Below are 26,536 nucleotides of genomic sequence, written 5' to 3' on the forward strand. Positions count from 1 at the left end.
CCAGAATGGAGGGTGTTCTTATCCAGTGGTGTTATTTATCCTGCCAACATTCCAATATTTGGCTAATCAACAGGCCTGTATAAACTACAGTTATTTCCGCTATTTTTCACACATTTGATACAATAACTGGATTTCCTCCAGTTAATTTAACCTGATTTCGCCGAAACGACAGATTCAGGGGATTTAACTGTATATTTTCCATCTAATCGTCAAAATCGACCCGAAGCGGCGAAAATAGATGGAGGTTTTCCAGTTAATCTCGGCTGGGTGGTATGGTGGGAGGGCAAGCTAGTTGGGGGCAGGTGATGATGTCGGGTGGTGAGGTAATCGGTGCTCGATGTTCGGGTGGTGACAGGCTATTGGTGCTAGATGATGATGTGTTAATTGATGAGGCTATTGATTGTTGATTGTTGATTGTTGATTGTTGGTTGTTAGTCCGTGACGTTATCGAAACCGCTGGTGCCAGACCACTTCCATACGGAGCATAATGCTCCACATAGCACAAAAGGATAGCGCAGCAGACGAATCTGCTGCACTATCCTTTTTTCAACTGCGTAAGAGCACGTAATAGTCGTTCGCGTTCTTCGTAGCAAATCCACAAGATTCATAGAGGCCGAGCGCTTTCTCGTTCTCTACCGACACTTCCAGCTTGATATGCTCCGCTTGGTCTTGCTCTTTCAACGCTGTAATGGTTTGACTCAAAATCAGACGGCCATACCCCTTGCCTCTAACTTCAGGCAACACGCAAAAGCCATAAATAAATCCACTCTCGCCAGGCTCTACCATCGCACCAATTTTTCCAATCGGCTCCCTACCTAACTCCGCAATCCACGTCCGTTCCTTATCACCCGTAATGGTTTGCATCACATACTCACGTGTGTCCGATTCCGACATGTCGAAGCCAGACATATTCAGTTTAACTAACAGCTCCGTATCGGAGGTGTCTGCTAAGCGAATCGATAACTCTGTTTGGGTGGCCCCGGGCGGGAGGATCTGATTTTTCAGTTCCATCACATATTCAGAAAAAGAGTAATTGGCCCCAAGCTTGGTTAGAAAAGCCTTCCCGCTTTCCGAGCCACGCTCATTGATGAAGATCAGCTTTGGTACGCCTCTTTCGCCGCACACTTCCATCGCCTTAGCAACAAGCTGCCCAAAAATCCCCCGCCGCCGCGCCACTGGATGCACCATACCACTGATCTCCACCTCAGTAGATAAGAAGCTGTAAATAGCTAGGAAGCCGACAATCCGGTCATTTTCATAGTAAACGAAATCGTTCGTCACGCCAGCAGGACGGCTGGATAGGGTGCCCCAGTTTAATTTAATGTCAATGCTCTCATGTTTATTACATAGCTCCCATAACACTCGAACTTCCTCTAACTCTTCAGGGGATAATCCCGCTCTTGCATATATGCCTTGTTTCATATGTTGTCCTCCATTAATCTTCTCATTCATTATGGACTTGCCTGCTGTCATTATACATGTCTGACCACGGAGGTGGTAAGCTAATAAATCATTCTACATATTTTTTCGTGCAGCCGTGAACGATCTTCATGAGCTGTTCGTACTATCTATGAAACCAGGCAGTGAGGATGTTCAATCACTTGGAAGAGAACGAAATCACTCGTGAAGCCATGCTAGGCGACACCGCGGCTCTGTCTCAGCTGCTGCAGCACTATGGTAACTGTTGCCCCAAAAGCATCCGTTTTTTATTTCCAAATGCAAAAACCCCATTGACTTCCTTCGTCCGAGTGAGCTATGATTTGGATGTTATTTTACTAACTTAGTAAATTACTAATTTAGTAAATACTAAAACGAAAGGACTGAAACCCTTGTTAAGCAATCGTTATGTTCGAACCATCCTCCTATCCCGCGTGCTCCTACAGCTCGGTATTTGGATTCGTAATTTCGCCATTCTCCTCTATATCTCGGACATTACCCACAATAATCCGCAGTATGTGTCCTTGATTTCCATTGTGGAGACAGCGCCTATTTTCATCTTCGCCTTCATTGGCGGGACGTTCGCAGATCGTTGGCGCCCGAAGTTGACCATGGTTTGGTGTGACTTCATTTCTGCCGTTACTGTTTTCATCGTTCTGCTTGCCGTACTCTCTGGCTCTTGGTACGCCTTGCTCGTCGGGACGTTTATTTCCGCCAGTTTATCGCAATTCTCACAACCTTCTGCTATGAAGCTCTATAAAAAGAACGTCCCGGCAGAGCACCTCCAGAGTGTTATGGCTATGTCCCAATCGCTCGTAGCGATTTTCATGGTAATGGGGCCTGTGATCGGTACGTTCATCTATCTGAACTACGGTATTGAAGCTTCTCTTATCCTTACGGGTGGAATGTTCCTCGGATCATCACTGGTGCTTACCTTCCTCCCGAAAGACGACAAAGAAGAAGTCACCTCAGGTAACAATAACTTCACCAAGGAGCTAGTGGCTGGATTGCGTTATGTGCAAGCCAACCATGCACTTCGAACACTAAGTTTAACCTTCGGTGTCACAGGTTTAGCAGCGGGTCTAGTTCAACCACTTGCGATATTCATAGCGATTGAGAAACTAGGATTAGACAAACAATCACTGCAATGGTTTTTGATGGCGAATGGGGCTGCCATGCTGATCGGTGGTATGGTCATTATGGGGATTGCAAAGAAGGTTAAACCGCAGTATTTGCTTGCTGTAGGTTTGCTAGTAAGTGCCGTGTGCACGATCGGTGTCGGAGTCTCCACCCTCGTATCCGTGACGTTGATCTTACAGATCGTAAGTGGCTTGTTCTATCCATGCATCCATGTCGGTATTCAAACCCTGATTATGCGGAACACAGAGGGGCCGTTCATGGGGCGAGTTGGCGGAACCATTACGCCGATTTTCATGGGGATGATGTTGATAGGGATGGCTTTATCTGGTTATTTGAAGGATACAACTTCGTTGTTGACGGTATATATGTTAAGCGGCTGTTTGCTATTTGCAGGGGTTGTGTTGCTAGGCCCACTTCTTAAGAAAAAGAAGGAAAGTACCAAGCATCCGGCTATGTAGGAAGTAGTGGCGCTACTGGTTGACTAGTGCGTCTGGTAGGGGTCTGCTAAGACGTGGCAGTTGTTGCAGGGTCAATATATCGGGGAGGTCATAGTGGCAAGAGCAACTTGATCGACATCTGGTGAGTTAGTGGTGGTGTATAGCTGCTATGGTGTGCTAGGAAGAACAAAGTGGATGTATTGCTTACTGGTGATTGGATGCGTGAGTTGTCTCCTTAAGTAGAATAGCATTGTGGGGATTGCATAGGTTATTGTTATTTTCCACTTTAACCTCTACCCTCTCTGTAGCTTTAGATGGATTTCCTACAGTTATTTTCCTCGAAAAGAGCCATTTTCTTGAAATAACTGGATTTTTCCCGTTAATTCTGCTCAATTCGGCACCAAAAGCAGAAATCCCCCCAAATAGATGGAGGTTTTCCAGTTAATCATTAAATTTAGTGAAAATTCCGGGAAATAACTGTAGGTTTTCCAGTTATCTTTCAGCGGAGACGCAGAGTAGCAAGGAGGGTGGAGCTCGGGATGCGTGAGTTGCAGAGATTGCGTGGGTTCATGGGTTCATCTGTTCATGCGTGCGCCCCTTCACTTTGCCCGCTTCATCAGCACATATTCCTCCGGCGTCTGGCCCAGGATCGACTTGAAATCCTTAATGAAATGCGACTGGTCATGGTAGCCAAGATCGTTGGATAGCTTGGTCCAATTATGCGTGTCTGTACCGTCGGTGGTTTCTGCCGCGCTTTGGATGCGGGCGATTTTGATCACCCACTTCGGGCTGACGCCGACATACTGGTCGAAGAGGCGCTGCAGGGTGCGGATATTTATCTGAAAATGCTCACAAACCGCATCCACTTTTGTAATCTCGGGTTGCTCGTACACATAGTCTACGATTTGGTTAACCAGCGTGACCTGTTCATCCTGAGCAGGCAATCTGGAACGAATCATACTTTCAACTAGACTAACGTTCCGCCCATCGTCGCTGTGACCGAACACTTGCGCTTCCATCCATCGCGGGTCTGTGTCAAAAACATCCCTAATACTCAGCGGATTATTCAACATACTAGACACGTTTTCCTGGACAAAGGGGTAGAACCCACCCGGTTTAAATTTCACACCGAACACACTCCCCTGCCCTTCCAGGTGATGTCCGTATTTCTCTTTGCCAGGTCCATAAATGGCCGTGCGCTCTGGTTCCACAACGAGATTTACGCAGGGATTCGGGATCACATGCTGGGTATAGGGCTCTTCTCCAACAAGGTCCCATCGGATGACCCAATAATGCCGCACGAAGAAGGCTACATCCTCAGCTGGTGCGTACCGACTTAATTGAAATTTGTGCCCACCCTGCTGAAAATTAATGATACCCAGACTAGGCAAAGGCTGACTTACAACTTGATGACTTTGACTAAGATTCTGATTCGTAGACATAACGAACACTCCTTGTCGCGTTTTTACAATACATGGGATACTAGATACATTATGATAGGTACGATTACAGAAGCGAAGGAGTGCGAGCGATTATGGAGTTAAAGTATGAATTTTATATCGGTGCAAGCACGAAGCAAGTTTGGGATATTCTCATCACGCCAGAAGGTACTCGGCAAATTTTATTTGGCAGCGTGCTGCATTCCACTTTTGAAATTGGCTCGGATTATTCCTATATCGGTCCTGGTCAAGATGGCGATGAAACGGTGCATGTGTATGGCACAATTCTGGCTTATGAGCCTGAGAAATTACTTAGCTGCACGGAGCATGCTGGGCCCTCGTATCGGGAGAACCATGCAGAGTTTGAATCCCGCATGACCATCACCTTAGAAACTGTAGGCAGTTGTACCAAATTGACGCTAGTGAACGATCAATGGACGCCAGATCACCCAAGCTTCGAGTCGACGAAAGCCAGTTGGTGGATGATTCTCAGCAACATCAAGACGTTAGCCGAGACGGGTAAAACACTAGATTTCGGTTGGTAGACTTAGATAGAAATAGAGGAGTCCATTCGGACTCCTTTTTGCATAAACCAACACCTTACAACGGCAGCAGCGCCAGCGTCTGTTTCCCTTCTAGACCATCAACCATCGCTTCCCAAGCATGGGGCTTATTCGCAAGCACCGCATAATACCGCCGCAAGAATTTGGCGACCAACGCCGCATTAATCTCCGCCTGATCTTCATCCGTTGGCAAGAAACATAGATCCAGCTCCTCGACAGCTTCTCCATTGTTTTCCCAGGAAGGATGCACGTAAGTGAAATCAATCCGTTTATAGCCAAGATGCGACAAGACCTCACGCCTGACGTAAGGATCCATCGGCTTCACGCCGCCAAAAGCATGTCCCTCGATCCGATACGGATCATAAATCTCAGCGAACATCCCTACCATAGGCTTACCTGATTCTGCGGCAAGTCGCTCAAGATCCTGCCAGCGTTTTCTCGCTAGAAACCGACCGATCCCAAGCCCTGCTCCACCAATAATGGTGAAATCCGTCATCGCCACTTGCCAATCCTCGTAATAGCGGTACTCTGTCGTACCGACGACTTTGCCTTCATGAACCGCTACAAAAACCCGAATGCCCGGGTCTTCTAACGGCTCTTTCCACAAGGCATAATCCAGCACTTCCTCTGGCGGGAATACCTCTTTCATCAGATCATGCATCGATCGAAACAGCGGATCCTCAATACTTGTTATACGTATGAATTCCATAAGGTCAACTCACTCCTAATTTTATGATATAAAAGGATTCCGCCATTCCATCAACAGGGCATGATTCAGCGATTCCTCATCTTCCAAATACCCCGCAACCACACCCACTGGTGTCCGGCCGCATCGTAACAAAAAGGTAATCACCGGGTCCTTCATCGTCCCCGCCATAACCGCTGCCACATAGCGATCTGCAGTCATTGCCTCCGCAACTCGGTGGTAGCCCGGCATCCGGCCGCCTCCTAGCAGACGTGCCAATCTTAACTGAATGACAACTTCATACATGGATTGCATCAGCCATTTGCCTAACCCAAGCTTGCGGTACGCTGGCATGATGCAGACATCCACAATGTAGAGTGTATCCCCGTCTGGGCGATGCGTGCGGATATACCCATCATCCGTTATAGTTGACCAGCTGTGATCAGCACTTGCCGCCATAACCTCGCTATCCACACGCAGTCCTGTAATCGAGCCTACAACTTGACCCGCCACTTCTACGCACAGCGCCCCCTCGGGAAACCGTGTCACATGCTCCGTCAGTTGCTCCTTCGTCCACCAGAGTTCCGAGGGAAAGGGAGGCGGAAAACTTGCCTGTTGAACAGCAATCAAAGCATCGAAATCCGCAACACCATAGGTGCGAATGACCGCCTCAACGGGGGTATCGCCATCGAATACATAGAGATGTTTTCTCATGGCCTCATGACCAGTCTGTGTACAAATCAGTACGACGGTCACGCCAAGTAGTGACGGAACCCCGCTCCCGAACGACGGCTAACAGCGAGAGATCAAGATCGGCAGTCACGACCATATCGCCATTGATCTCGCCCTCGACGAGTATACCTTTTGGCGGGAACGGCACATCATTTGGCGTAATGACAGCGGCTTGCCCGAAGTTCCCTCTCATGAAATCAACCGTCGGTAAGGCGCCTACCGTCCCTGTGGTCACCACGTAGATTTGATTCTCAATCGTCCGAGCATGACACGTATACCGAACCCGGTGGAAGCCATGACGATCATCCGTACACGATGGAGCAAATAACACATCAGCCCCACGCGCACGGGCCATCCGCACGATTTCCGGGAATTCCACGTCGTAGCAGACGAGAATGGCAATTCGCCCTTTGTCCGTATCAAAAACCTGCAGCGAATCCCCCGCACCCATTCCCCATTCCTTCACTTCTGTTGGGGTAATATGCAGCTTTTTCTGCTCGCCAATGCGACCATCTGGATAGAACAAGAACGCTGTATTAAACAGCTTGTCCCCCTCAGACGTAATGTGCGTACCGCCGATCAAATGCATGCCCGTTTGCTGGGCGAGTCCTTGAAATAAGTCGCGATAAGCCTCTGTAAAAGAAGGCAGTGCCTCGATCGGCAACGCTTTGCCGTTCTCATCGCCAATAGACATTAACTGCGTAGTGAACAACTCCGGGAACAGGACGAAATCCGCCTCGAACTCCTGCGCCACCTTTACATAATGCTCCACCTGTGCGGCAAACTCTTCAAAGCTGCTTATCGTATGTAAATGATATTGAACAGCGGATACCCGCATTTTCATAATTCCAACACTCCTCTACCTCATAATTCAAAACGAAACCGTTACAGCCGAACCAGCACCCTGCCCCTGACCTTGCCTTCTAACACCAGCCGGGAAGCCTCAGCAACCTCATCCAGTCCAATTTCCTTATACACCGTCTGCTCGAGCAGCCGTGGCTTCAACTCCGTCGCCATCCTTTCCCAGAGAACCGTTCGCACTGCTGACGGGCAATAAACAGAATCAATACCTAGCAGATTCACACCTCGCAGGATAAAAGGATACACCGTCGCCGCGTAATCCGCGCCGCCCGTCAATCCGCTCAGCGCCACGGAGGCGCCGTATTTCAACCGACTGAGCACGTGCGCGAGCGCCGATCCTCCAACTGGATCAACCACACCTGCCCAGTACTCCTTATTGATCGGCTTACTCTCGGCAGGTGAAAGCTCCTCGCGCGTTAGCACGCGCGTCGCACCAAGCTCAAGCAAATACGCATGATCAGCAGACTTCCCTGTGCTTGCCTCTACTTCATAGCCGAGGGCGGCGAGCATCGAGACGCTGCTGCTGCCCACACCACCCGTTGCCCCGCGCACGAGCACGGGTCCCTGCCCTGGGCGCAGCCCATTCTGCTCCATTCGGTGAATGGACAGGGCTGCTGTCAAACCCGCCGTGCCGAGAATCATCGCTTCGCGATGCGTCAGTCCTTGCGGGAGTGGCACGACCCAATCGGCGGGGACGCGCGCATACGCGCTGAACCCGCCGAAATGCCCTGTGCCCAGCTCGTAGCTGGTCACGAGTACCTCATCTCCCTCGCGAAAGCGGGTGTCTGACGAGGCCACGACCGTACCCGCCAGATCGATGCCAGGTACCATCGGGTACTGGCGCACGACACGCCCCGAAGGGCTGCAAGCCATCGCATCTTTATAATTAATTCCGGAGTAGGCGACGCGAATCGTCACTTCCCCGGCGGATAAATCATCCAAGCGCAGTTGTTTTATTTGGCAAGCAAACTGATCCTGTATTCGCTCCACGACAATTGCGTTAAAGCTGTCCATATTCGCGCCTCCAAGCTACTTCTCTTCATTTAATTTGATTCCACTTGATCCTATTAGTTTACTAAATTTTATATCTCCTTTCCATTCTTACATCTCTTTGCATTCCGTTGCATTCGTTTGCGTTCCCTCACATTTTCCATGCGTTTCCTATGACCCTATGCTAGGATGTGATACGATTAAATCGACAATTTCACTCATAATCCTACAAATACTGGAGTGCAAATTATGGATCCTACACTAACCATGTTCATTTCACTTATCGCAACCTCGGGAGTTTTCACCGTCTTTCTGTGTATGTATGCCTATATTAAGCGCAAGGAAACACCAAGTGCTTATACATTTGTCATCTATACAGCTACACAAGCTATTTATATTTTTGCTCATGCTTTTGAAATGTCCAGTGATACCATTGCAGAAGTAAAAAAATGGACAATGCTCGAATACATTGGCATCGGGGCTGCGCCAGCCATTGGTCTACTAATTGTCATGCAGTATGTGGGCATGAACTTGACTCGCACAAGGGTCGCCGCGCTCTTCGTCATTCCAGCCATTACCTTGGTCATGGTTATCACCAATGACTATCATCATTTATTTTATAAAGATATGTATTTTCGCGAAAATACCCCCTTCCTCACGACAGATATCGTTATCGGACAATATTACATCGTACACGGGGCTTATATATTCGGGTGTATGCTTGCGGCTGTCGTTTTGCTCCTGCGCAGATGGCGTCAAACCAAAAAAGCTTACCGCTTACAGCTCGTAACTTTAATCATGGGCCAATTCATGCCGATGACCGGTGCATTCGTCTATCTGATGGGCTTAACACCATACGGCATTGATCCCGTGCCGATGATACTTTGTATAACCTCTGCCATGTACATTTGGGCGATTGTATCAACTAAGATGCTGACGATTATTCCGATAGCGAAGGATCGTATTTTTGAAAGCATGCGGGAAGGCGCTATTGTGCTGGACTTCGCAGATCGGCTGGTCGATACCAACGGTGTAATTACCGTGATGTTTCCTGGATTCACAACCGATATGCTTGGACTCACGCTTGATGAAATTTGGATTAGATTGTCGGGTGAACCTTTTCCTGTAGCGCGATTAGAGGACGGTGTGCAGGAAGAGTTTAGTTGGCGCTCCGCTGAAGGCAGAGAATGTTTCTACCAAATTCGTTCCTCAGTTGTTCGCGGACGCAACGGAGAGCCTATTGGGAGCTTATTAATGGTGATCGACGTCACCGAACAGAAACTGCTCCAAGATCAATTGGAACAGCTGGCCTATTACGACGGCTTAACGAAACTGCTGAATAGATCAGAGTTTCTTCGTCGGAGTAAGATGATTCTCGAGGAGGATTCGAGTAAGCAGCTCACGACGTGCATCCTTCTCTTCGATATCGATCACTTCAAACATATCAATGATACCTACGGTCACGACGTTGGCGACCTCGCGATTCAACATGTGGTGAAAGTCTCGAGAAGAGTTGAAGCAGACGCACCTGGCGCGCTGATTGCCCGATATGGCGGCGAGGAGTTCGTCATCGCATTGCCAGATTGCTCACTGGACAAAGCAGCTTTACTAGCCGAACAAATTCGCGCACAGCTTGCTGCCAAAGAGATGAACGGCAGCTACGGTTCAATAGCCATAACAGCGAGCTTCGGATTAACGCAATCAAGCCAGCGTGGAGAGTCCTTGCAAATGCTCTTGAAACATGCAGACATCGCCTTGTATCAGGCCAAACGGGCAGGCCGGAATCAGGTCCGTCTCTATGACGGCCCCCTCGAATCACCACTTGACACCCCCCGGTGAGCATTAACTGTAAAAACTACAGCTAATATTGGCTATTTTGGCTGCTTTCTGAGTTTAACAGGAAAAAGTACAGCTAATTCTGCCGTATGAAGGCATTTCGGCGGAAATGACCGGAATTAGCTGTAGGAAATCCAGTTATTCCGCGCAGACTGGGCAAAACTGCCGAAATAGATGGAGAAACGCCAGTTAATTGGTTGGTTGTGGGCTGGTGTTAGTGAATAAGGCTGGATTGGCGGCGAACGGGTGGGTTTGGCGGGTAGATAGGTTTGTGATGGATTAGTGTTAGCGAATGAGGCAGGTTTGCGGCGGACGGAGAGGGTTCGCAGGTAGATAAGTTTGCTGGTGGGCTGGTGTTAGTGAACGTGGCTTGATTAGCGGCGGACGGATAGGGTTCGCAGGTAGATAGGTTTGGTTCTGGGCTGGTGGGTGCCGCACCATAGCAAAAGGGAGTTCCCCTCTACGGGAACTCCCTTTCTATTGCGTTGCCGGACGCCACGTCCGTCAAAGTGAACTTGCATCGCTAAATTGGCTCGCGTATAAGTCATAGTAGTGCCCTCGAAGCGCCAGCAGCTCTTCGTGCGTGCCGCGCTCCACGATCTCGCCGCCGTGGATGACCAGGATCGCACTCGCTTCGCGAATCGTGCTGAGCCGATGGGCGATCACGAAGCTCGTTCGCCCCTTCATAAGCACGCCCATCGCCTGCTGGATGTGCAGTTCGGTGCGGGTGTCGACGGAGCTCGTCGCCTCGTCGAGCACGAGAATCGCGGGATCGGCGAGAATCGCCCGCGCGATCGTGAGCAGCTGCCGCTGGCCTTGACTCAAGTTGCCGCCTCCGGCGGTCAACTTGGCGTCATAGCCGCTCGGCAGCTTGCGAATGAACCCGTCCGCGTTCGCTAGCTGCGCGGCGGCTTCCACTTCTTCGTCCGTCGCGTCCAAGCGGCCGAAGCGAATATTTTCTCGGATCGTCCCCGAGAACAAGTAAACATCCTGCAGCACGAGACCGAGCTGGCTGCGTAGGCTGTCTTTTTGCATATCACGAATGTCGAGCCCATCTATCGTAATACTGCCCTCATTGATATCGTAGAAGCGAGTCAGCAAATTGATAATCGTTGTCTTACCTGCACCGGTGGGACCCACTAACGCAATCAAATCACCCGGCTCCGCCGTGAACGAAACCTCATGCAGCGTGGGCACATCGTCCGTGTAACTGAAGGACACATTTTGAAACACGACTTCCCCTTTGACATCCGTTAGCTGGACACCCTCCTGGTTCGATTCGTATTCCGTCTCATTATCCATCACTTCAAACACTCGCTCCGCACCCGCAATCCCCGACTGAATCATATTATACTGGTTAGCAAGGTCGTTAATCGGTCGGCTGAATTGTTTCGAATAGTTCAAAAAGGAGATAATCACGCCAACCATCGTCCATCCCCGCAGAACCATCCAACCCCCGATAGCAGCCAATAAAATGAAGCTCAAATGATTAATCATATTCATGCTCGGCCCCATCATGCCCGAAAGCTGCTGTGCCCCCGTACCAGCCACCCGAAGCTGCCCATTGATTGCAGCGAGTTGATCGACGGCAGCGGCTTCACGTTGGAACGTTTTTACAACCTTTTGTCCAGAGATTGTCTCTTCGATTAAACCATTCAGTTCACCGAGTCGCTGCTGCTGCTCTTTGAACAAGCGTTGCGTATGTTTCGTGATTTGCTTCGTTATATAGAGCACGAGCGGAACTGTCACTAATGCAATGAGGGTCAGCCAAATATTCAATGTAATCATCATGATCAAGGACCCAACAATCATAATGATGCTGGTCATAATCTGGGTTAAATTTTGACTGAGCGTGGTTGCAACATTGTCCACATCATTGGTTGTCCGGCTCATAAGTTCCCCGTGCGAGGTCTTGTCAAAATAGCTAATAGGCAGCTTATGCAGGTGGCGGAAGAGATCCTGCCTCATTTGCCACACCGTCCGTTGGGATACCCCAGCAATCAGATAGGATTGGATCCAAGATGCAGCCCCGCTAATCACATAGCAGCCCAGTAGAAGGAGACAGAGATCCAGAAGTCCATTTCGGTCCCGCGGAATAATGTAATCATCAATGGCCCTGCCAATTAAATAGGGTCCGAGCAGAGCAAGGCCACTGCCGACAATTGTCAAAATCGCAACCGTAACCAATCCTGTACGCTGAAGCTTCAGATAGCCCCACATGCGAAGGAGGGTTGCTCCGATGTTTTTGGCGCGAGGTTTGCGCGCTTGCTTGTTAGCCATGGAGAGCAGCCTCCTTCCCTTGCTGGGAATTGTAAATATCTTGGTACAGCGTGCTTGTCGCAAGCAATTCTTCGTGAGTTCCGCGCGCCGCAATACGTCCCTCATCCAGGACAAGGATTTGATCAGCTTGCAAAACAGAGGAAACACGCTGCGCGATAATGATGCGTGTGCTGCCCGCCATCAATGCTTGCAGAGAACGCTGGATGCGTTTCTCCGTACTTAGATCAATCGCACTCGTGCTGTCATCCAGCACAAGCAAGGGGGATCGCAGAAGTAAGGCACGCGCAATGGCTATTCGCTGCTTTTGCCCCCCAGACAGGTTCACTCCTCGTTGCCCTAACTTAGCCTCATACCCATCGGGCAGCTTAGAAATAAAGCTATCGGCCTCTGCAGCTTGGGCGACTGCCATCATCTCTGTATCGGAGGCCTCTGGTCTACCGAAAAGAATGTTATCGCGGATCGTCCCACTAAACAAAATGGACTGCTGCAGCACAATTCCCACCTGACTCCGAAGCTGCCCGGCGGGTATATCTTTCACATCAACACCATTGAGGCGAATACGTCCGCTGGTTGCATCATAAAGTCGCGGAATCAGGCTAACGAGGGTGGATTTCCCCGAACCTGTTGCCCCGAGAATGCCAATGGTTTGACCTGGCAATGCCTTGAAAGAAATATCATGAAGAACTGGCTGATCAGGAGCCGATTCATATACGAATGAAACTCGCTCGAATTCTAACTCACAGCCCGCCACCAGAGACGCAGGGGATAATGCAGCCAAAGATGGGTGTGGTTCAAGCAAATCTGACTTATTCTGCACTTGTTCCTGATCCTGAGCTGGCTCATTCGGGTCCACTTCTGTTTCGAGTACCTCCCGAATCCGTTCAGCGGATACCTGTGCGCGGGAAATGTTCATCAGTGTATTCGTAATGGAAACGAGTGAAAACAGCACTTGGCTTATATAGATGATGAAAGCGGCCAAATCACCGATAGCCATCGAACCGCTCCATGTTTGAGCTCCTCCGAACCAGAGAACGGCCACGATGCTTATGTTCAAAATCAACGTCATCAGCGGCCCGCTTGTAGCCAAGGCGCGAGCGGAGCTAAGACTCGCATTCAGCAGGTCCGTGTTCGCTTTGCCAAAACGGGTCCGCTCGAATGCGGCACGTACGAAAGCCTTGATCACACGAATGCCCGTCGTACTCTCTTGCATAACCGTGTTTACGCGATCGATCTTCGTCTGCATCTGGCGAAAAAGCGGTGTAGAGCGTTTCATCAATAGATACAGAATGACGAATTGAATCGGTACGACTGCTAGTAAGATTAAGGAAAGGCGGGGTGAAATAACCACAGCCATGATTAAGCTGCCAATAAGCAGCGATGCCTCACGTGTAAATTGGCGCAGCAGAATCTGCAGGATATTCAGCATTTGCATCACATCGCTGGTCAAGCGAGTGATCAGCGAGCCGGTCGAGAAGGTATCCAATTGTCGGAACGACAAGGATTGCACTTTCTCGAACACGCTTAGCCGCAGATCAGCGCCGAAGTTCTGGGCAGCTTTCACTGTGAAGAATGTACAACCTGCACCACCAATCAGGCCAACGACGGCCACGCCAAGCATATGTAGGCCTGTTGACCATATTAAGGCGAGATTACCTTCCGCAACACCGTGATTCACAATCGTCGCCATGAGGCGGGGCTGGGACAAATCCATGCATACCTCCATCACCATCAGCAAAGGGGCAAGCAGCGTTATGAACCAGTACGGTTTAACAAACGATCGAAGTTTCCACATGGCATGCTGTCCTTTCATTTGTTTGTCAGCTAACTAATTTATTGATCTTTAGGACGGAGATTATCTTTCATTTGAAGCAGCAGGCGGCGAAACAGCAGTTTTTCCTCAGGTAGAAAATGAGCAAACGTCATCTCATCCGCCGTCTGGATCGCCTTTTTGACATGAACAGTGACTTCCTTGCCCTTCTCCGTCAAGTAGACGCGTGTAACCCGTTGATCATTCTCATCAGGACGGCGTTCGACGAGGCCTGTTTTCTCCATGCGGTCTACCATCACTGACAGAGTAGCGCGTTTGTTGTGGATGCGAGCTGCAAGATCGCTATGGCTAAGGCCATCCTCTACGGACAATGCAAGTAATAGAGGCGGCTGTCCTGGATAAACATCATAGGGATGAATGATTTGATCAATCGTATGCCTGTGCATTTTGAGCAAATGTGACATCAAATGCGTAAGCGATTCTGGATTATGGTCGTGACGTGACAATGAACACCCTCCTTTTAGTTAGTCAGCTAATTAATATTCTAGGTAGCGATGCTCGTCCTGTCAATACGATATTTTCCATTGCACGCATGTGAGCATGGTGGTGGTTGGATGTGCGAGATTATTAGGCGTAGGGGAAGAATGGTGCGTCTGGTGGTGTTCGATGGGGAGTAATTAGCTTGTTGCTGAGGCGGAAGGCTTGGTCGGATTGGTCCGTCTGTTGGTGGAGGTGGATGAGAGTAATTTGTTTGTTGCTGATCGGAAGGCTTGGTGGGATTGGTGCTTCTATTCGTGGAGGTGGATTGAGGGAATTAGCTTATTTTTGGGGTCGAGAGTTGGTGGGATTCGTGCGTCTCATGGTGTATTCAGAGTATTTGAGTAGCTCAGCCACCAAATAGATGGAAAATCTCCATCTAATCTATCCGTTTTCCCTGCAAATTCCAGATTAGATGGATTTTCTACATCTAATCTCTCCCATAAAGCGCCATATTTAATAATATAAGCAAATTAGATGTAGGTTTTCCAGTTAATCTTCCAATTTAGGTGTTTTCCATAGAAATAGCTGTAGGTTTTCCAGTTATTCAGCCACGGGAGGGAACGCGGGAGCACCGGAGTGCGGAGCACCAGAGCGCGAAGCACCCAAGCGCGAAGCACCCAAGCGCGAAGCACCCAAGCGCGAAGCACCGGAGCACGGTGCCAAGTTCCCCCGCGCCCACTCCGCGGCGCGCCGGTAACACAAAATCCCTGGTCCACCGACCAGGGATCTCGCACTAACCTATTGCTGCGCGAAGCCCACCGCAGCCAAAAACCGTCCGAACGCCGCTTGCCCGGCGTCGTCCCTCTTGAAGACGCCTGCGTCGAGCAGGACGTCCATGAACTTGCTGCCGACCTCCGTCTGCAGCACCGCATTTGCCGCGTCGGCCGTCTGCGACGCGCCATGCTTCGCGAGCAGCGCCGCGATCCAATCCGCATGCTTATGCAGCGGATGGCCCTCGTCGCTCAGCTCGCGGCCGAGCTCGGCTTCGCCGGTGAGCAGCTTGGCGATAGCCGCCAGCTCCTCTTGCAGGCGGCCTGGCAGCACCGCCAGCCCCATAACCTCAATCAAGCCGATGTTCTCCTTCTTGATGTGGTGCAAGTGCTGATGCGGATGGAAAATCCCATCCGGATGCTCTGTGCTCGTACGGTTGTTCCGCAGCACGAGATCAAGCTCGTACTCGCCGCGCGCATTGTTGCGGGCGATCGGCGTGATCGTGTTATGCGGGATCCGCTGTCCGTCCTTCTCGCTGAACGCGAGGACGTCCGCTTCCGCATCACTATAGGCACGCCAGTCGTCGAGCAGCTTGCTAGCCAGCTTGTACAGCTGTTGCTTGTTGTGCCCGCTCAGGCGCAGCACGGACATTGGCCATTTCACAATAGAGGCCTTCACGCCAGCAAAATCCGCATGTGAGAATGCTTTCTCACTTGGCGCTTTCTCCATCGGGAACTTGTGACGGCCCCCTTGGAAATGATCGTGGTTCAGGATGGACCCCCCGACGATCGGCAAGTCCGCGTTAGATCCGATGAAATAATGGGGGAACTGCTCGATGAAATCCAGCAGACGGTAAAACGTATTGGCCGTTGTTTTCATCGGAATATGCTTCTCATGGAAGATGATGCTGTGCTCGTTGTAATACACGTAAGGTGAATACTGTAAGTACCACTTCTCGTTATCCAATTCAAGCGGGATGACGCGCAGATTCTGTCTAGCCGGGTGATTGACACGGCCTGCATAGCCCAGATTGTCTACGCAAAGTAGACATAGGGGGTAGCTGCTTTGCGGCAGCGTTTTGAGCAGTGCAATCTCCTTCGGATCCTTCTCAGGCTTAGATAGATTGATCGTAATTTCCAAATCCCCATAGGCTGTTTCCGCCAACCAGTAAGCATTCTTCGCAATGCGATCCATCCGAATATAGTTGGAATCAATGGATTGTTTGTAGAAATAAGCCGTCGCCGCCTCCACATTCTGTGTTTTGGCGATCTTCCAAAATTCACTTACCACCTCGGAAGGGCGGGGCATCATGAGCCCCATGATACGTGCGTCTAGCAAATCGCGGTACGTCATCGTGTTCTCTTCCAGTAATCCCGCTTCCCAAGCGGCATCTAGGAGCTCTTCCAGCAAGCCGACCGGGCTGCTCAACTTCTCTTCAGGCACTTCCCCTTGAAATGGCTCTGCCAGTCCGAACAGATCCAGCAAAGCATTGCGCGAGGTATAGACATCCAGCTGTTCGATCAACCCATTCTGGGTGGCGAATTGTAGGAGTCTTTCTATCGTTAACGCTGCAGATTGCGGCGTGTGTAATGTGCGTTCCATATTGCCACTTCCCTTTCTTCCGAGCATCGAAACCTACTTCATCCTGCTCAACTATCCTACTCTCTGTTACCCTTACCCGCCACCTGACCTGAAAAACTAACTCCACTCAGGGGGCAACTAGCACCTATTCCCTATTCCCCATTAGTCCGAAATATCCCACCTAATTGCACCCTGTCTGCCCTAAATCGTGAAATAGTCCGATTTCGCCGAACTATTCCACCAATTTCCGTAGTGACAGCTGGTTTAGGGCCTTTTAAGTGGGTAAAGTCGGTCTAATGACGTTCAATCCCACCAACACTCTCAATTAAGCAGGCAAAATCGAACTATTTCCCTACCAATCCCCGCTTCCCACTACGAATCTGCCTGAAATGCCTGATGGGAAGCGTGAGGTTGATCATCTCCATGCGCCCCAACACGCGCTCAGATTCGCGCGTGTTGGGATGTAGATCCGAAAGTTCGTCTTACAGACTCGTTACTTCCGCTGCGTACCCTTTCGGGTGCTTCTGATGCCAGTTCCACGCGCTCTCAATGATCGCTTCCAAGGAATCATGCGCAGGTTTCCAGCCAAGCTCCGCTCTTGCACGCTCTGATGATGCAATCAACGTTGCTGGGTCACCAGCTCTACGTGGCTCAACTACCGCAGGAATCGCATGGCCAGTCACTTTGCGCGCGATATCGATCACTTGCTTCACCGAGAAACCTGTGCCATTGCCAAGGTTATAGATGTTGCTGTCCGCACCGCCGCGCAGCTTCTCAACCGCGAGCACATGTGCACTCGCTAGATCGCTAACGTGGATGTAGTCACGCACGCAAGTGCCGTCTTCTGTCGCATAATCCTCGCCGAAAATCGAGATGTGCGCTCTTTGACCTAACGCTACCTGCAAAATAATCGGAATTAGATGCGTTTCCGGACTGTGATCTTCACCGATTTGGCCGCCTGCATGGGCGCCAGCTGCATTAAAGTAGCGCAGCGATACATATTTGATACCATGCGCAGTATCGAACCATTTCATCATTTTTTCCATCGCCAACTTCGTCTCGCCATATGTGTTCGTTGGCAGCGTACGATCGCTTTCGAGGATTGGAATGTTCTCAGGCTCGCCATACGTAGCAGCCGTCGATGAGAATACGATGCGTTTCACGCCGTATTGTGTCATTTTTTCAAGTAAGCAAAGCGTGCCGTATACGTTGTTGTGGTAGTATTTTGCCGGATTCGTCATGCTCTCTCCAACAAGGGAATTCGCAGCAAAATGAATGATGGCATCGATCTTATTTTCCGCAAAAACCGTATCCATGAACTCCCCGTCGCGCAGATCCCCAACGTAAAGCTTTCCGCCGAGCACTGCGTCCTTGTGACCTTGCTGCAAGTTATCGACAATAACAACTTCCTCGCCTTTGGCTAGAAGCTCTGCTACTGCATGCGATCCGATATATCCCGCTCCACCTGTAACTAGAATTGCCATTTTACAACGCCTCCTCAAGTCGCTCTACACCGTTGCCAATATCACACACGTAGAAGCTTGGTGTAAGCCCTGTAATTCCTGTATATTCCGCGCCTACTTGTTCGATAAATGTTTGAACGCTGTCCTCATGTACCAAGGAAACCGTACAACCACCAAAGCCTGCACCCGTCATCCGCGCACCAAGCACACCTGGTACTTTCAACGCCGCTGCAACCATCGTATCGAGCTCTAAGCCCGTTACTTCGTACAGGTCACGTAGGGAATCGTGGGATCCGATCATTAGTTTGCCGAAGGATTCAAGGTCATTCTTTTCCAAGACTTCGATGGATTTCAAAACGCGATCAATCTCTTCCACAACGTGCTGCGCTCTCCGACGAACGGTTTCGTCTGGGATTAGGTGTTTATATTCGTTAAACTGCTCAAGGTTCAATTGACCAAGCAGCGTGATGTCCGGGAATTGCTTTTGCAAGTAGGTCACAGCCTGCTCACATTGGCTTCTTCTCTCATTGTAGGCGGAGTCGACAAGACCTCTGCGTTTATTCGTGTTGCCGATCACAAGCTTATAGCTGCCGCTTTGAAAAGGAACATGACGATACTCGAGCGTATCGCACATCAAGAGAATCGCGTTGTCTTTCTTACCATTCGCCACAGCGAATTGGTCCATGATGCCACAATTGACGCCAACGAATTGGTTTTCTGTTTCTTGTGCGAGCAGCGCGATTTTCACCGTATCGATCGGGTAGTTCTCTAGCGTCAGCAAGCTAAAAGCTGTGACAACCTCGATGGAAGCCGAGGAAGAAAGTCCTGCACCGTTCGGAATTTCACCGTGGAATAAAAGGTCATACCCTTGTGTCACTGGAAAGCCTGCCTTCGCTAAGTGAACGAAGATCCCTTTCGGATAATTGATCCAATCGTCCTCTTCTTGATAGGACAAGTCGTCTATGGAAATTTGTTTGCGCAATGCCAAGTTCGTAGATGCGAAGCCGATTACGCGATCTTGTCTTGGACGAATGATCAAGGTCGTTCCGAACGTCAGAGCTGCGGGGAATACGTAACCGCCGTTGTAATCCGTATGCTCGCCAATCAAATTCACTCGACCAGGCGCGTGAAATGCTGAGATTTTCGCAGCTGTTTCTCCGTAAATTTCAATAAACGTGTCTTTAAGTGCTTGTAAATCTGCCATGTGTGGCACCGCCTTTAGTTGTATTGGTATGTTTGCTTGGGTGTTGTTCGAAATGCTCTTTGTATAAGTTTGTAGCTTAAGTATAAGAGATACGCCAAGGATTGGCTATGGAGGCATGTTATTTCTACATGGAAAAATGTGATTTACAGTTTCCGTTTCATGTTAGATTTATGATACAGTGGAAGGAACATAAGGACATCGAACGGAGATGAGAAAACAGCATGAGTAAGCCAGAGAGCTATTATGTCGTATCGAACCCCCTTTCGGCTGGGGAGAGCGATTTCACAGTATTATTCGCAGGGGAAAGCCAGACCAAGCCTGAGCATCGACTGGGACCGAAAGTGTATGACTACTACTTAATTCATTATGTCATATCGGGCCGCGGTGTATTCTCTTCACATGGAGAAGAGTATGCAATTGGCGCTGGCGACAGTTTCGTGATTGAGCCAGAACAGTTGATAAGCTATGTCTCGGACGAGATCGATCCGTGGCACTATTGTTGGATCGCTTTTACAGGCGCTCAAGCAGCGAAGCGTGTTGGTGAGGCCGGCCTTACACCTGTGAGTCCCATCATTCATATCGCGCGTAATCGGCATATGCCTGTGCTATTTCGCAAGATCCAGCTCGCGCTCAAATCCAGGAAATCCAACGCGCAACTCAAGGCTACAGGCTACCTCAGCCTATTGCTCGGCGAATATTGCGAAGCGTTATCTGCCCCTGTAGTCGCAGGATTAGTTGCAGAAGACGAAAGCGACCGCATCGTGCAGCAAGCCATTCACTACTTGTCCACGCAATATGCGGAGCCCATCACCATCGAAATGATGGCTGAGAGCTTAGGCTACAATCGCGCGTATCTCTCGCGCATGTTCAAGCAGCACACCAAGGTGACGCCGGTCACTTTCCTGCTCAAGCTGCGCGTCGATAAGGCGCGTTTGCTGCTGCGGGAACGACTGGAGCTCACCATTGAGCAGATCGCGGCATCCGTAGGCTTCTATGACCCGCTGTATTTCTCCAAGCAGTTCAGACGCTGGTATGGCGTCTCGCCGAGCGAGTATCGGAGTCAAATTAAATTACTCTGATGCCGTAAGTTCATATGAATGCGCTGACAGCCGCAAGGGTGATGGCAGCACGTTAGTCGAATTTTCCGACTATCTCCAGTGCAGCAGCGGCGCATAAGTGGAATATTCCTAAATAAAAGGCCAGATTAGCAGAAACTACATGCTGATCTGGCCTTTTATTTATTTTACCATCAAATACTCCTTAATAGCCTCATTAACCTGTGCCAGCCTCATCTCTGCCGTATCCAGAATCCCTTCCAGCAACTCCATAGAACCCTGATGGATCGCCGTTTGAAGCTCGTCAGACGTATGACTGAGTGGTGTTGCTCCGATGTTGGACGCCACGCCTTTGAGCGTATGTGCAAGCAACAGTGCTTCGGAGTAGTCTTTCTCCTTAATCGCCTCTCGCACTCCTTCTATCGCGTTTGCATGGTTCGAAACGAACTTATGCAAGATCCGCTCGTAGAGGTTCACATTTTGAGCCAGACGTCCTAACGCTTCTTCCGGATTCAGTACAGGCAAAGCCTCGATTTGTTTCGCTGCTGCGACTTCGGCATAACCTCTTACTCGTGTGCTCTGAATCGTCCGTTGTAAGACACTGAATAACTGAATAGGTTCAAATGGCTTCGATATATACGCATCCATGCCTGCTTCCAACACTTGTTCTTTAACCCCTTGCATCGCATCGGCTGTCATTGCAATAATCGGTGTTTCTTGATCGAAATCTCGGATATTTCTAGTGGCTTCAAAACCATCCATCAAGGGCATCTGCAAATCCATTAAGATCGCATCATATTGCTTAGTCGAAGCTCTCTTCAACGCTTCGATGCCATTCTCTGCTACGTCCACGCGAATATCCATTTCCTGAAGAATCGCCTGTGCCACTTGCTGGTTGATTTCATTGTCTTCCACTAGTAGGACCTCCGTGTTACGGAGCATGTGCAGTTTCTTAGCTTCACTCTCGCCCTGTGGCGATGCGATCTTCATCTGCAACTGTTCTTGGAACAAGTTCGTGATTTGGTTATACAACTGAGACTGGCTCATTGGATAATAGAGCACCTTTTTCACGCACGCTGTTTGCGATTTCAGTCCAAGCTCTGATTCATGATACGAACTGATTAGTACGATGGCTTGCGCAGGTGTCGCATACTCTAGCTTTATTTTCTCCGCCAATGTGTGTGCCTTCTCATCTTGGAGGTTCCAGTCAATCATAACTAGATCGTATCGGCCACTTATGCTAATTTGTTCCAGTGCCCTGTGAGCAGAATCTACGGCATTCACAATAAACTGGAACTGTTCCAGTTGACTCTTCAAAACAAGCCGCATTTCTTCGTCATCGCATATGAGAAGCACGCGTAGAAACTTTAAGTAGGACGCTACTGGCGCGCTGAATAAATGCTCCGATCCTACTTCGAACTTCACTGTGAAGATGAAGGAACTCCCTTTCCCCAGCTCACTCTCGACATGAATCTTCCCTTGCATCAACTCAACGATACTCTTGCTGATGACCAGACCAAGACCAGTTCCTCCGTATTTGCGAGTCGTTGACATATCCGCTTGCGTAAAGCCGTGGAACAATAAATCTTGCTGCGCAGGTGTCATTCCAATACCAGTATCCCGTACTTCAAATCGAAGTGAAACCCCGCTGTCATCTTGAGAAGCAACACTTACCGTAATCCCAATTTCACCTTCATCTGTAAATTTCAAAGCATTATTCACCAAATTGAGCAAAACTTGATTCAACCGGAATGGATCACCATTCAAGACTTGAGGTACTTCATGATGGATGGAGAAGTGCAGCTTCAGCCCCTTCTCGTACAGTGAAAATCCAATAATATTCGATATATTGCTCATAATTTCATATAAATCAAAATCGATGCGTTCCAGTACAATTTTCTTCGCTTCAATTTTCGAGAAATCAAGAATATCACTGATGATCGTTAGCAAGCTTTTTGCCGAAAGAACCGTCTTCCCAACATAGTCCTTCTGCCGCTCTGTTAGCTCTGTTTGTTGCAGCAAATAATTAAGCCCGATAATAGCATTCATCGGTGTACGAATTTCATGGCTCATATTGGCCAGAAACTCACTCTTCGCACGGTTAGCAGATTCGGCGAGTTCCTTAGCATCAGCAAGGAGTACATTTTTACTTTCTAGCTCCGACGTGCGTTCCTCCACCAACACTTCAAGATGATCCTTATACTGGTTCAGCGTCTCTTCGGCTTGCTTACGCTCGGTAATATCAACGCCTGCAAGAATAACGCCACCAATCTCGCCAGACTCTTTCCAAATCAAATTATTATTCCATCCGAAAAGGCGCTCTTCACCAGATTTGACGATGATCGATGACTCGTAGTAATCTTCCGCTGGGTTGCCTTCCATGATTCTTTGATAATAGCACTTCCTTACATCCCATTGCTCCTGCGGCACACAAATCTCAAACCAATTCTTGCCGATAAGCTCCGTTTCCACATGACCCAGCATGGCGCAACCTCTCCGATTCAACATCTCAATTCGGCAGTCGCGGTCTAACACCACAATCATGACATCGACGAGATCGAGATAGCTTTGGGCCTTCTCTTTCTCCTTCAGAAACTTCTCTTCGCCTTTCCTTCTTACAGAACGGGTCTGCAGGGCAAGTGCAGCTCCAATAGCAATCGCCACAATCGTGAAAATACTCGCCATCCAAAGTACAAGCTGACGCTGATTAGTAGTTCGGTCTACATCGCTTTGGGTACCCATCAAATTGTAATCAATCCACTTCTGCAAGCTTGCATCGGCTAGTTCTCGTTTCGGGGCAAGCTTGTCCAACAAGCTCTTCGCCATGATATAATCACCAGATTGAACAGCGTCAATGATGAGCTGGCCCTTCTGTAAGTAATCTATCGCTTTATCCGATACTTCCAAATAAATCTGTTGCTCACTTTCCGAGTTGATGAAAGGCTCGTAACTTCGGTACTTCTCATCAAACTGTCGGCGGGTATCCTGGTAAGCAATAATCACGGCAAGAAGCGAATTCTTATCCGTTTCAAGCAACATTTTATGCAAAAGAACTCTTTCCTGTGTAATAAGTTCTTGCATTTCTACAATTTTCGCTATACTCGGCATCCAATTCGTCTTAACATGGTCAAGGGTCCCCTTCAGGGCAAACATCTGATAGAAGTTCGTTCCAATAACGACTATTAGTACAGCAATGATGATGATAAAAGTCCACATCGACTTCATCAAAGTAATCGCTTTCATTATTTCCCACCCCTCTTAGCCGATTATAACATAATGTGCTTGTTTCGCGTGAAAAAAAGACCAATCAGCATTTCCTGACTGGTCTTCTAAATACCCAGTAATTGTCCCCGAATTTAGTTGGAAGGGTCAGCAATCAGCGAGTTTTAAATTTAGAAAGCGATTCTTGCAGCTCTTGCGCCATTTGGCTAAGATCCTCAGCAGAAGCAGATATTTCTTCCATAGCCGCGAGTTGTTTCTCCGAGCCTTTTGAGATACCTTGACCATGATCATGAGACGCTTTTGTCATATAGACAATCTCGCTCATAGAGGCTGATACCTCTTCTGTTCCTGCGGACATTTCCTGCGATGCGGCGGAGACCTCTTGAATTTGATCCGAAATTTCCTGGAATGCAACCGTCACACGATTAAAGACTTGACCCGCTGCGTCAATGAGTTCGGATCCCTTCTCCACGTCCTTCACACCACTGTTCATTACTTGTACCGCTCTTGCTGTCGATGATTGCACCTCTCGGATCAGCTCAGAAATATCCTTCGCCGACGAGGACGACTGTTCAGCAAGCTTCTTCACTTCATTCGCAACCACGGCAAAGCCGCGACCTTGCTCGCCAGCACGAGCCGCCTCAATCGAAGCGTTCAGCGAAAGGAGTTGGGTTTGGTTCGTAATTTCGGTAATGACCGAAACAATTTCCCCAATCTTTTGCGAGTAGGCCTCGAGTGCTCTCAAATCTTCCGCCGATTTGCCAACTGACTCATTAATGCGTTGCATCTGTTCAACAGCCTGAGTGATAGCAACACGGCCGTGCTGTACTTCCATCATCGATGTATGGGAGGCTTCCGTTACGACAGAGGAAGATTCGGCAATCCGCTGAACACCTACTGCCATTTCACTCATCGCAATCGACGTTTGCTCGGCACCCATCAACTGACCCTCACTTGCATTGAATACCTCTTGCATGGACTCGACGATACGGTTGGAAATGCCAACAGATTCTGTCGCAGCAGCCGTTAACTCTTCCGATGATGCCCCAAGCTGCTCTGCGGTAAAACTAGCTTTACCAACGATATTCGAGAAGGAATCTAACATCAGATTCATATTAAGGGCTAATTGTCCCAGTTCATCACTGCGATTGATTGAAAGTCGTGGGGTCAAATCCCCCTCCGCTATCTTCTTCACAGCTTCTGTAATCGCCAGCACCGGTTTGGTTGTCGACATAGATACGAACAGCGCAATAGCAGCTACAACAATCGTGGTGATGACAGCCAGCCATATGGATACATGCTTTGCCGTTGTTACGGAGCCATACACTTCATTATCCGCCACATTTGTAATTAAGCGCCAGCCTGTTGAGGGAATCGTATCAAAGCTGATTTCTCTCTCGGTGCCGTCATCACTTTTAAACGTGAACCTTCCGCTCTTCTCTTTCAAAACGGTTTCTTGTAATTTCGCCGCTTCCGACTTCGGAAGCACATCCGCGACATTCTTACCTGCTAGTTCTTTGTTTGGATACGTTAATAGTCCACCGCTAGGAGACATTAAATAGCCATAGCCAGTTTCACCTATGCGAATCGTATCGGTGTATACATTGAGGTTATCAGTGGATAGGGGAGTGAACATGCCGCCAATAAAATTCTGCTTATCATCAAGCATCGGGACAAATAAAACAATGATGTTTTTCCCACTTGTCTTACTAACGAGGAGATCCGTACTCACTGGCTGCTTTGTTTGTTTGGCTTGCTTGACATAATCACGATCGGATACAGAAATTTTCTGTCCTGCTGAGGTTAGCGCCATTTCATCTTTATTAACATAAACGTACTCTTCGACGTCTTTGTTAGCTTGTTGGAATTTAAGGAGAGTTTTGATAATTTCCTTCTCATTTCCCGTCTTGATCTCCTCATATTTCAGCATCTCTTTCAGTATGGAAATTTGACGCTTGATGGAGTAATCGATGGCCGTAACATTCGCTTTCAGAATACTCTCTTCCTTGGAGTGAACTTCATTATTCACTACATTCTTCAAACAATAAGATGAAAAAACGGTACTGAACAACATCGGTACCAACGCGATAACCAGAAACATAATCGTCATTCTTGCTCTGAACGAAGTAAAGGAGACTGACTTTACCCATCCTTTTATATTCATTCCTTGTTTCGTACTCATTTTCTCTCTCTCCTCCTATATACTACTAGCTTCTCTTTATTTGGTGCATTCTCTTTATTTGTTGCACCAATAATGGATATTTAAGGAATTCAGACTTATTTCGACATTTTCCTTCAAAATGCGACATTAGCAGATTGACAACTCATCCCCTTATCTTTTCCTAGGCAACTACTACAACAATCTGAAGGCCTCAAGCACCACATAACTGGAAAAACTACATCTATTTTTCGGCTTTTGTGCTCCAAATTCCACATACATGGAAAATATGCAGTTAAATTCGCCCAGAAACGCCACAGTGGATAAATCTGCTCCAAAATAGCTGTATTATTGAGTCGATTTCACAATTCAAATTGAAAAATTGGTTAGAGTTCTTACGTGGCCTAAGCATTCATTTTTTAAAATTATGCAGC

19 protein-coding genes are annotated in these 26,536 nt (G+C 48.7%); 5 read left to right on the plus strand and 14 right to left on the minus strand.

Annotation, left to right across the window (positions count from 1 at the left end; translation table 11 throughout):
• Nucleotides 1–546: 546 nt before the first annotated feature.
• Complete coding sequence (locus A8708_RS00550) at nt 547–1,422, minus strand: GNAT family N-acetyltransferase (protein ID WP_068661594.1); 876 nt, start codon at nt 1,420–1,422, stop codon at nt 547–549.
• 179 nt (nt 1,423–1,601) lie between these two features.
• Here A8708_RS00550 and A8708_RS35175 point away from each other — a divergent pair, with 179 nt between their 5' ends.
• Nucleotides 1,602–1,784: a hypothetical protein gene (locus A8708_RS35175; protein ID WP_157264477.1), complete on the plus strand. Its 183-nt coding sequence runs from the start codon at nt 1,602–1,604 to the stop codon at nt 1,782–1,784.
• 45 nt (nt 1,785–1,829) lie between these two features.
• Complete coding sequence (locus A8708_RS00555; RefSeq protein ID WP_068661595.1) at nt 1,830–3,035, plus strand: MFS transporter; 1,206 nt, start codon at nt 1,830–1,832, stop codon at nt 3,033–3,035.
• A 578-nt stretch (nt 3,036–3,613) separates the two neighbouring features.
• Here the strand turns inward: A8708_RS00555 and A8708_RS00560 are convergent.
• Nucleotides 3,614–4,456 (minus strand): helix-turn-helix domain-containing protein, encoded by an 843-nt coding sequence (locus A8708_RS00560; protein ID WP_068661596.1) that lies wholly within the window; start codon nt 4,454–4,456, stop codon nt 3,614–3,616.
• A 92-nt stretch (nt 4,457–4,548) separates the two neighbouring features.
• On the opposite strand from A8708_RS00560, the gene A8708_RS00565 reads away from it, so the two are divergent.
• Nucleotides 4,549–4,998 carry an SRPBCC domain-containing protein gene (locus tag A8708_RS00565; RefSeq protein WP_068661597.1) on the plus strand — a complete coding sequence of 150 codons (450 nt, stop codon included), beginning with the start codon at nt 4,549–4,551 and terminating at the stop codon, nt 4,996–4,998.
• Nucleotides 4,999–5,053: 55 nt separating this feature from the next.
• On the opposite strand, the gene A8708_RS00570 is transcribed toward A8708_RS00565, so the two are convergent.
• From A8708_RS00570 to A8708_RS00585, 4 genes are read right to left on the minus strand one after another with little or no spacing between them, the layout of a single operon-like run.
• Nucleotides 5,054–5,725 (minus strand): GNAT family acetyltransferase, encoded by a 672-nt coding sequence (locus A8708_RS00570; protein WP_068661598.1) that lies wholly within the window; start codon nt 5,723–5,725, stop codon nt 5,054–5,056.
• Nucleotides 5,726–5,746: 21 nt separating this feature from the next.
• A complete protein-coding gene (locus tag A8708_RS00575) occupies nt 5,747–6,415 on the minus strand; it encodes a GNAT family N-acetyltransferase (RefSeq protein ID WP_068661599.1) in 669 nt (222 codons plus the stop codon).
• A 4-nt stretch (nt 6,416–6,419) separates the two neighbouring features.
• On the minus strand, nt 6,420–7,277 hold the full coding sequence (locus tag A8708_RS00580) for a carbon-nitrogen hydrolase family protein (protein WP_068661600.1): 858 nt from the start codon (nt 7,275–7,277) through the stop codon (nt 6,420–6,422).
• 41 nt (nt 7,278–7,318) lie between these two features.
• A complete protein-coding gene (locus tag A8708_RS00585; protein ID WP_068661601.1) occupies nt 7,319–8,308 on the minus strand; it encodes an acrylyl-CoA reductase family protein in 990 nt (329 codons plus the stop codon).
• A gap of 225 nt (nt 8,309–8,533) precedes the next feature.
• Here A8708_RS00585 and A8708_RS00590 point away from each other — a divergent pair, with 225 nt between their 5' ends.
• Nucleotides 8,534–10,123, plus strand: a complete 1,590-nt coding sequence (locus tag A8708_RS00590) for a histidine kinase N-terminal 7TM domain-containing diguanylate cyclase (RefSeq protein ID WP_068661602.1) — start codon at nt 8,534–8,536, stop codon at nt 10,121–10,123.
• A gap of 501 nt (nt 10,124–10,624) precedes the next feature.
• On the opposite strand, the gene A8708_RS00595 is transcribed toward A8708_RS00590, so the two are convergent.
• The 6 genes from A8708_RS00595 to A8708_RS00620 form a co-directional block, all read right to left on the minus strand.
• The gene (locus A8708_RS00595; protein WP_068661603.1) at nt 10,625–12,400 is read right to left on the minus strand and encodes an ABC transporter ATP-binding protein; all 1,776 of its coding nucleotides are present in this window, start codon (nt 12,398–12,400) and stop codon (nt 10,625–10,627) included.
• The gene (locus A8708_RS00600; RefSeq protein WP_068661604.1) at nt 12,393–14,192 is read right to left on the minus strand and encodes an ABC transporter ATP-binding protein; all 1,800 of its coding nucleotides are present in this window, start codon (nt 14,190–14,192) and stop codon (nt 12,393–12,395) included. The genes A8708_RS00595 and A8708_RS00600 overlap by 8 nt, the downstream gene beginning before the upstream one ends.
• A 38-nt stretch (nt 14,193–14,230) precedes the next feature.
• Nucleotides 14,231–14,674 carry a MarR family winged helix-turn-helix transcriptional regulator gene (locus tag A8708_RS00605; protein ID WP_239696470.1) on the minus strand — a complete coding sequence of 148 codons (444 nt, stop codon included), beginning with the start codon at nt 14,672–14,674 and terminating at the stop codon, nt 14,231–14,233.
• A 772-nt stretch (nt 14,675–15,446) separates the two neighbouring features.
• Entirely contained in the window at nt 15,447–17,021 is a 1,575-nt protein-coding gene (locus A8708_RS00610) for a UDP-glucose--hexose-1-phosphate uridylyltransferase (RefSeq protein ID WP_068661610.1), read from the minus strand.
• Nucleotides 17,022–17,482: 461 nt separating this feature from the next.
• On the minus strand, nt 17,483–18,484 hold the full coding sequence (gene galE, locus A8708_RS00615) for a UDP-glucose 4-epimerase GalE (RefSeq protein ID WP_068661605.1): 1,002 nt from the start codon (nt 18,482–18,484) through the stop codon (nt 17,483–17,485).
• 1 nt (nt 18,485) lies between these two features.
• Nucleotides 18,486–19,667: a galactokinase gene (locus tag A8708_RS00620; protein WP_068661606.1), complete on the minus strand. Its 1,182-nt coding sequence runs from the start codon at nt 19,665–19,667 to the stop codon at nt 18,486–18,488.
• A gap of 221 nt (nt 19,668–19,888) precedes the next feature.
• Between A8708_RS00620 and A8708_RS00625 the strand changes: the two genes are divergently transcribed.
• Nucleotides 19,889–20,746 carry an AraC family transcriptional regulator gene (locus tag A8708_RS00625; protein WP_068661607.1) on the plus strand — a complete coding sequence of 286 codons (858 nt, stop codon included), beginning with the start codon at nt 19,889–19,891 and terminating at the stop codon, nt 20,744–20,746.
• A 159-nt stretch (nt 20,747–20,905) separates the two neighbouring features.
• Here the strand turns inward: A8708_RS00625 and A8708_RS00630 are convergent, their stop codons facing one another.
• Together A8708_RS00630 and A8708_RS00635 are read right to left on the minus strand one after the other, a co-directional pair.
• Nucleotides 20,906–23,965 carry a response regulator gene (locus tag A8708_RS00630; protein ID WP_068661608.1) on the minus strand — a complete coding sequence of 1,020 codons (3,060 nt, stop codon included), beginning with the start codon at nt 23,963–23,965 and terminating at the stop codon, nt 20,906–20,908.
• A gap of 133 nt (nt 23,966–24,098) precedes the next feature.
• The gene (locus A8708_RS00635; protein WP_082927180.1) at nt 24,099–26,126 is read right to left on the minus strand and encodes a methyl-accepting chemotaxis protein; all 2,028 of its coding nucleotides are present in this window, start codon (nt 26,124–26,126) and stop codon (nt 24,099–24,101) included.
• Between the last annotated feature and the right edge of the window lie 410 nt (nt 26,127–26,536).

Origin of the sequence: Paenibacillus oryzisoli, from assembly GCF_001653565.1 — a bacterium.
In the GTDB taxonomy this organism is placed as follows: domain Bacteria; phylum Bacillota; class Bacilli; order Paenibacillales; family NBRC-103111; genus Paenibacillus_E; species Paenibacillus_E oryzisoli.

Bases quoted from the DNA above. Each gene is read 5' to 3' on its own strand.
- A8708_RS00630 (WP_068661608.1), bottom strand. From the start codon at position 23,965: ATGAAAGCGATTACTTTGATGAAGTCGATGTGGACTTTTATCATCATC.
- galE (WP_068661605.1), bottom strand. From the start codon at position 18,484: ATGGCAATTCTAGTTACAGGTGGAGCGGGATATATCGGATCGCATGCA.
- A8708_RS00620 (WP_068661606.1), bottom strand. From the start codon at position 19,667: ATGGCAGATTTACAAGCACTTAAAGACACGTTTATTGAAATTTACGGA.
- A8708_RS00595 (WP_068661603.1), bottom strand. From the start codon at position 12,400: ATGGCTAACAAGCAAGCGCGCAAACCTCGCGCCAAAAACATCGGAGCA.
- A8708_RS00590 (WP_068661602.1), top strand. From the start codon at position 8,534: ATGGATCCTACACTAACCATGTTCATTTCACTTATCGCAACCTCGGGA.
- A8708_RS00585 (WP_068661601.1), bottom strand. From the start codon at position 8,308: ATGGACAGCTTTAACGCAATTGTCGTGGAGCGAATACAGGATCAGTTT.
- A8708_RS00550 (WP_068661594.1), bottom strand. From the start codon at position 1,422: ATGAAACAAGGCATATATGCAAGAGCGGGATTATCCCCTGAAGAGTTA.
- A8708_RS00625 (WP_068661607.1), top strand. From the start codon at position 19,889: ATGAGTAAGCCAGAGAGCTATTATGTCGTATCGAACCCCCTTTCGGCT.
- A8708_RS00635 (WP_082927180.1), bottom strand. From the start codon at position 26,126: ATGAGTACGAAACAAGGAATGAATATAAAAGGATGGGTAAAGTCAGTC.
- A8708_RS00575 (WP_068661599.1), bottom strand. From the start codon at position 6,415: ATGAGAAAACATCTCTATGTATTCGATGGCGATACCCCCGTTGAGGCG.
- A8708_RS00610 (WP_068661610.1), bottom strand. From the start codon at position 17,021: ATGGAACGCACATTACACACGCCGCAATCTGCAGCGTTAACGATAGAA.
- A8708_RS00600 (WP_068661604.1), bottom strand. From the start codon at position 14,192: ATGTGGAAACTTCGATCGTTTGTTAAACCGTACTGGTTCATAACGCTG.
- A8708_RS00570 (WP_068661598.1), bottom strand. From the start codon at position 5,725: ATGGAATTCATACGTATAACAAGTATTGAGGATCCGCTGTTTCGATCG.
- A8708_RS00565 (WP_068661597.1), top strand. From the start codon at position 4,549: ATGGAGTTAAAGTATGAATTTTATATCGGTGCAAGCACGAAGCAAGTT.
- A8708_RS00580 (WP_068661600.1), bottom strand. From the start codon at position 7,277: ATGAAAATGCGGGTATCCGCTGTTCAATATCATTTACATACGATAAGC.
- A8708_RS00560 (WP_068661596.1), bottom strand. From the start codon at position 4,456: ATGTCTACGAATCAGAATCTTAGTCAAAGTCATCAAGTTGTAAGTCAG.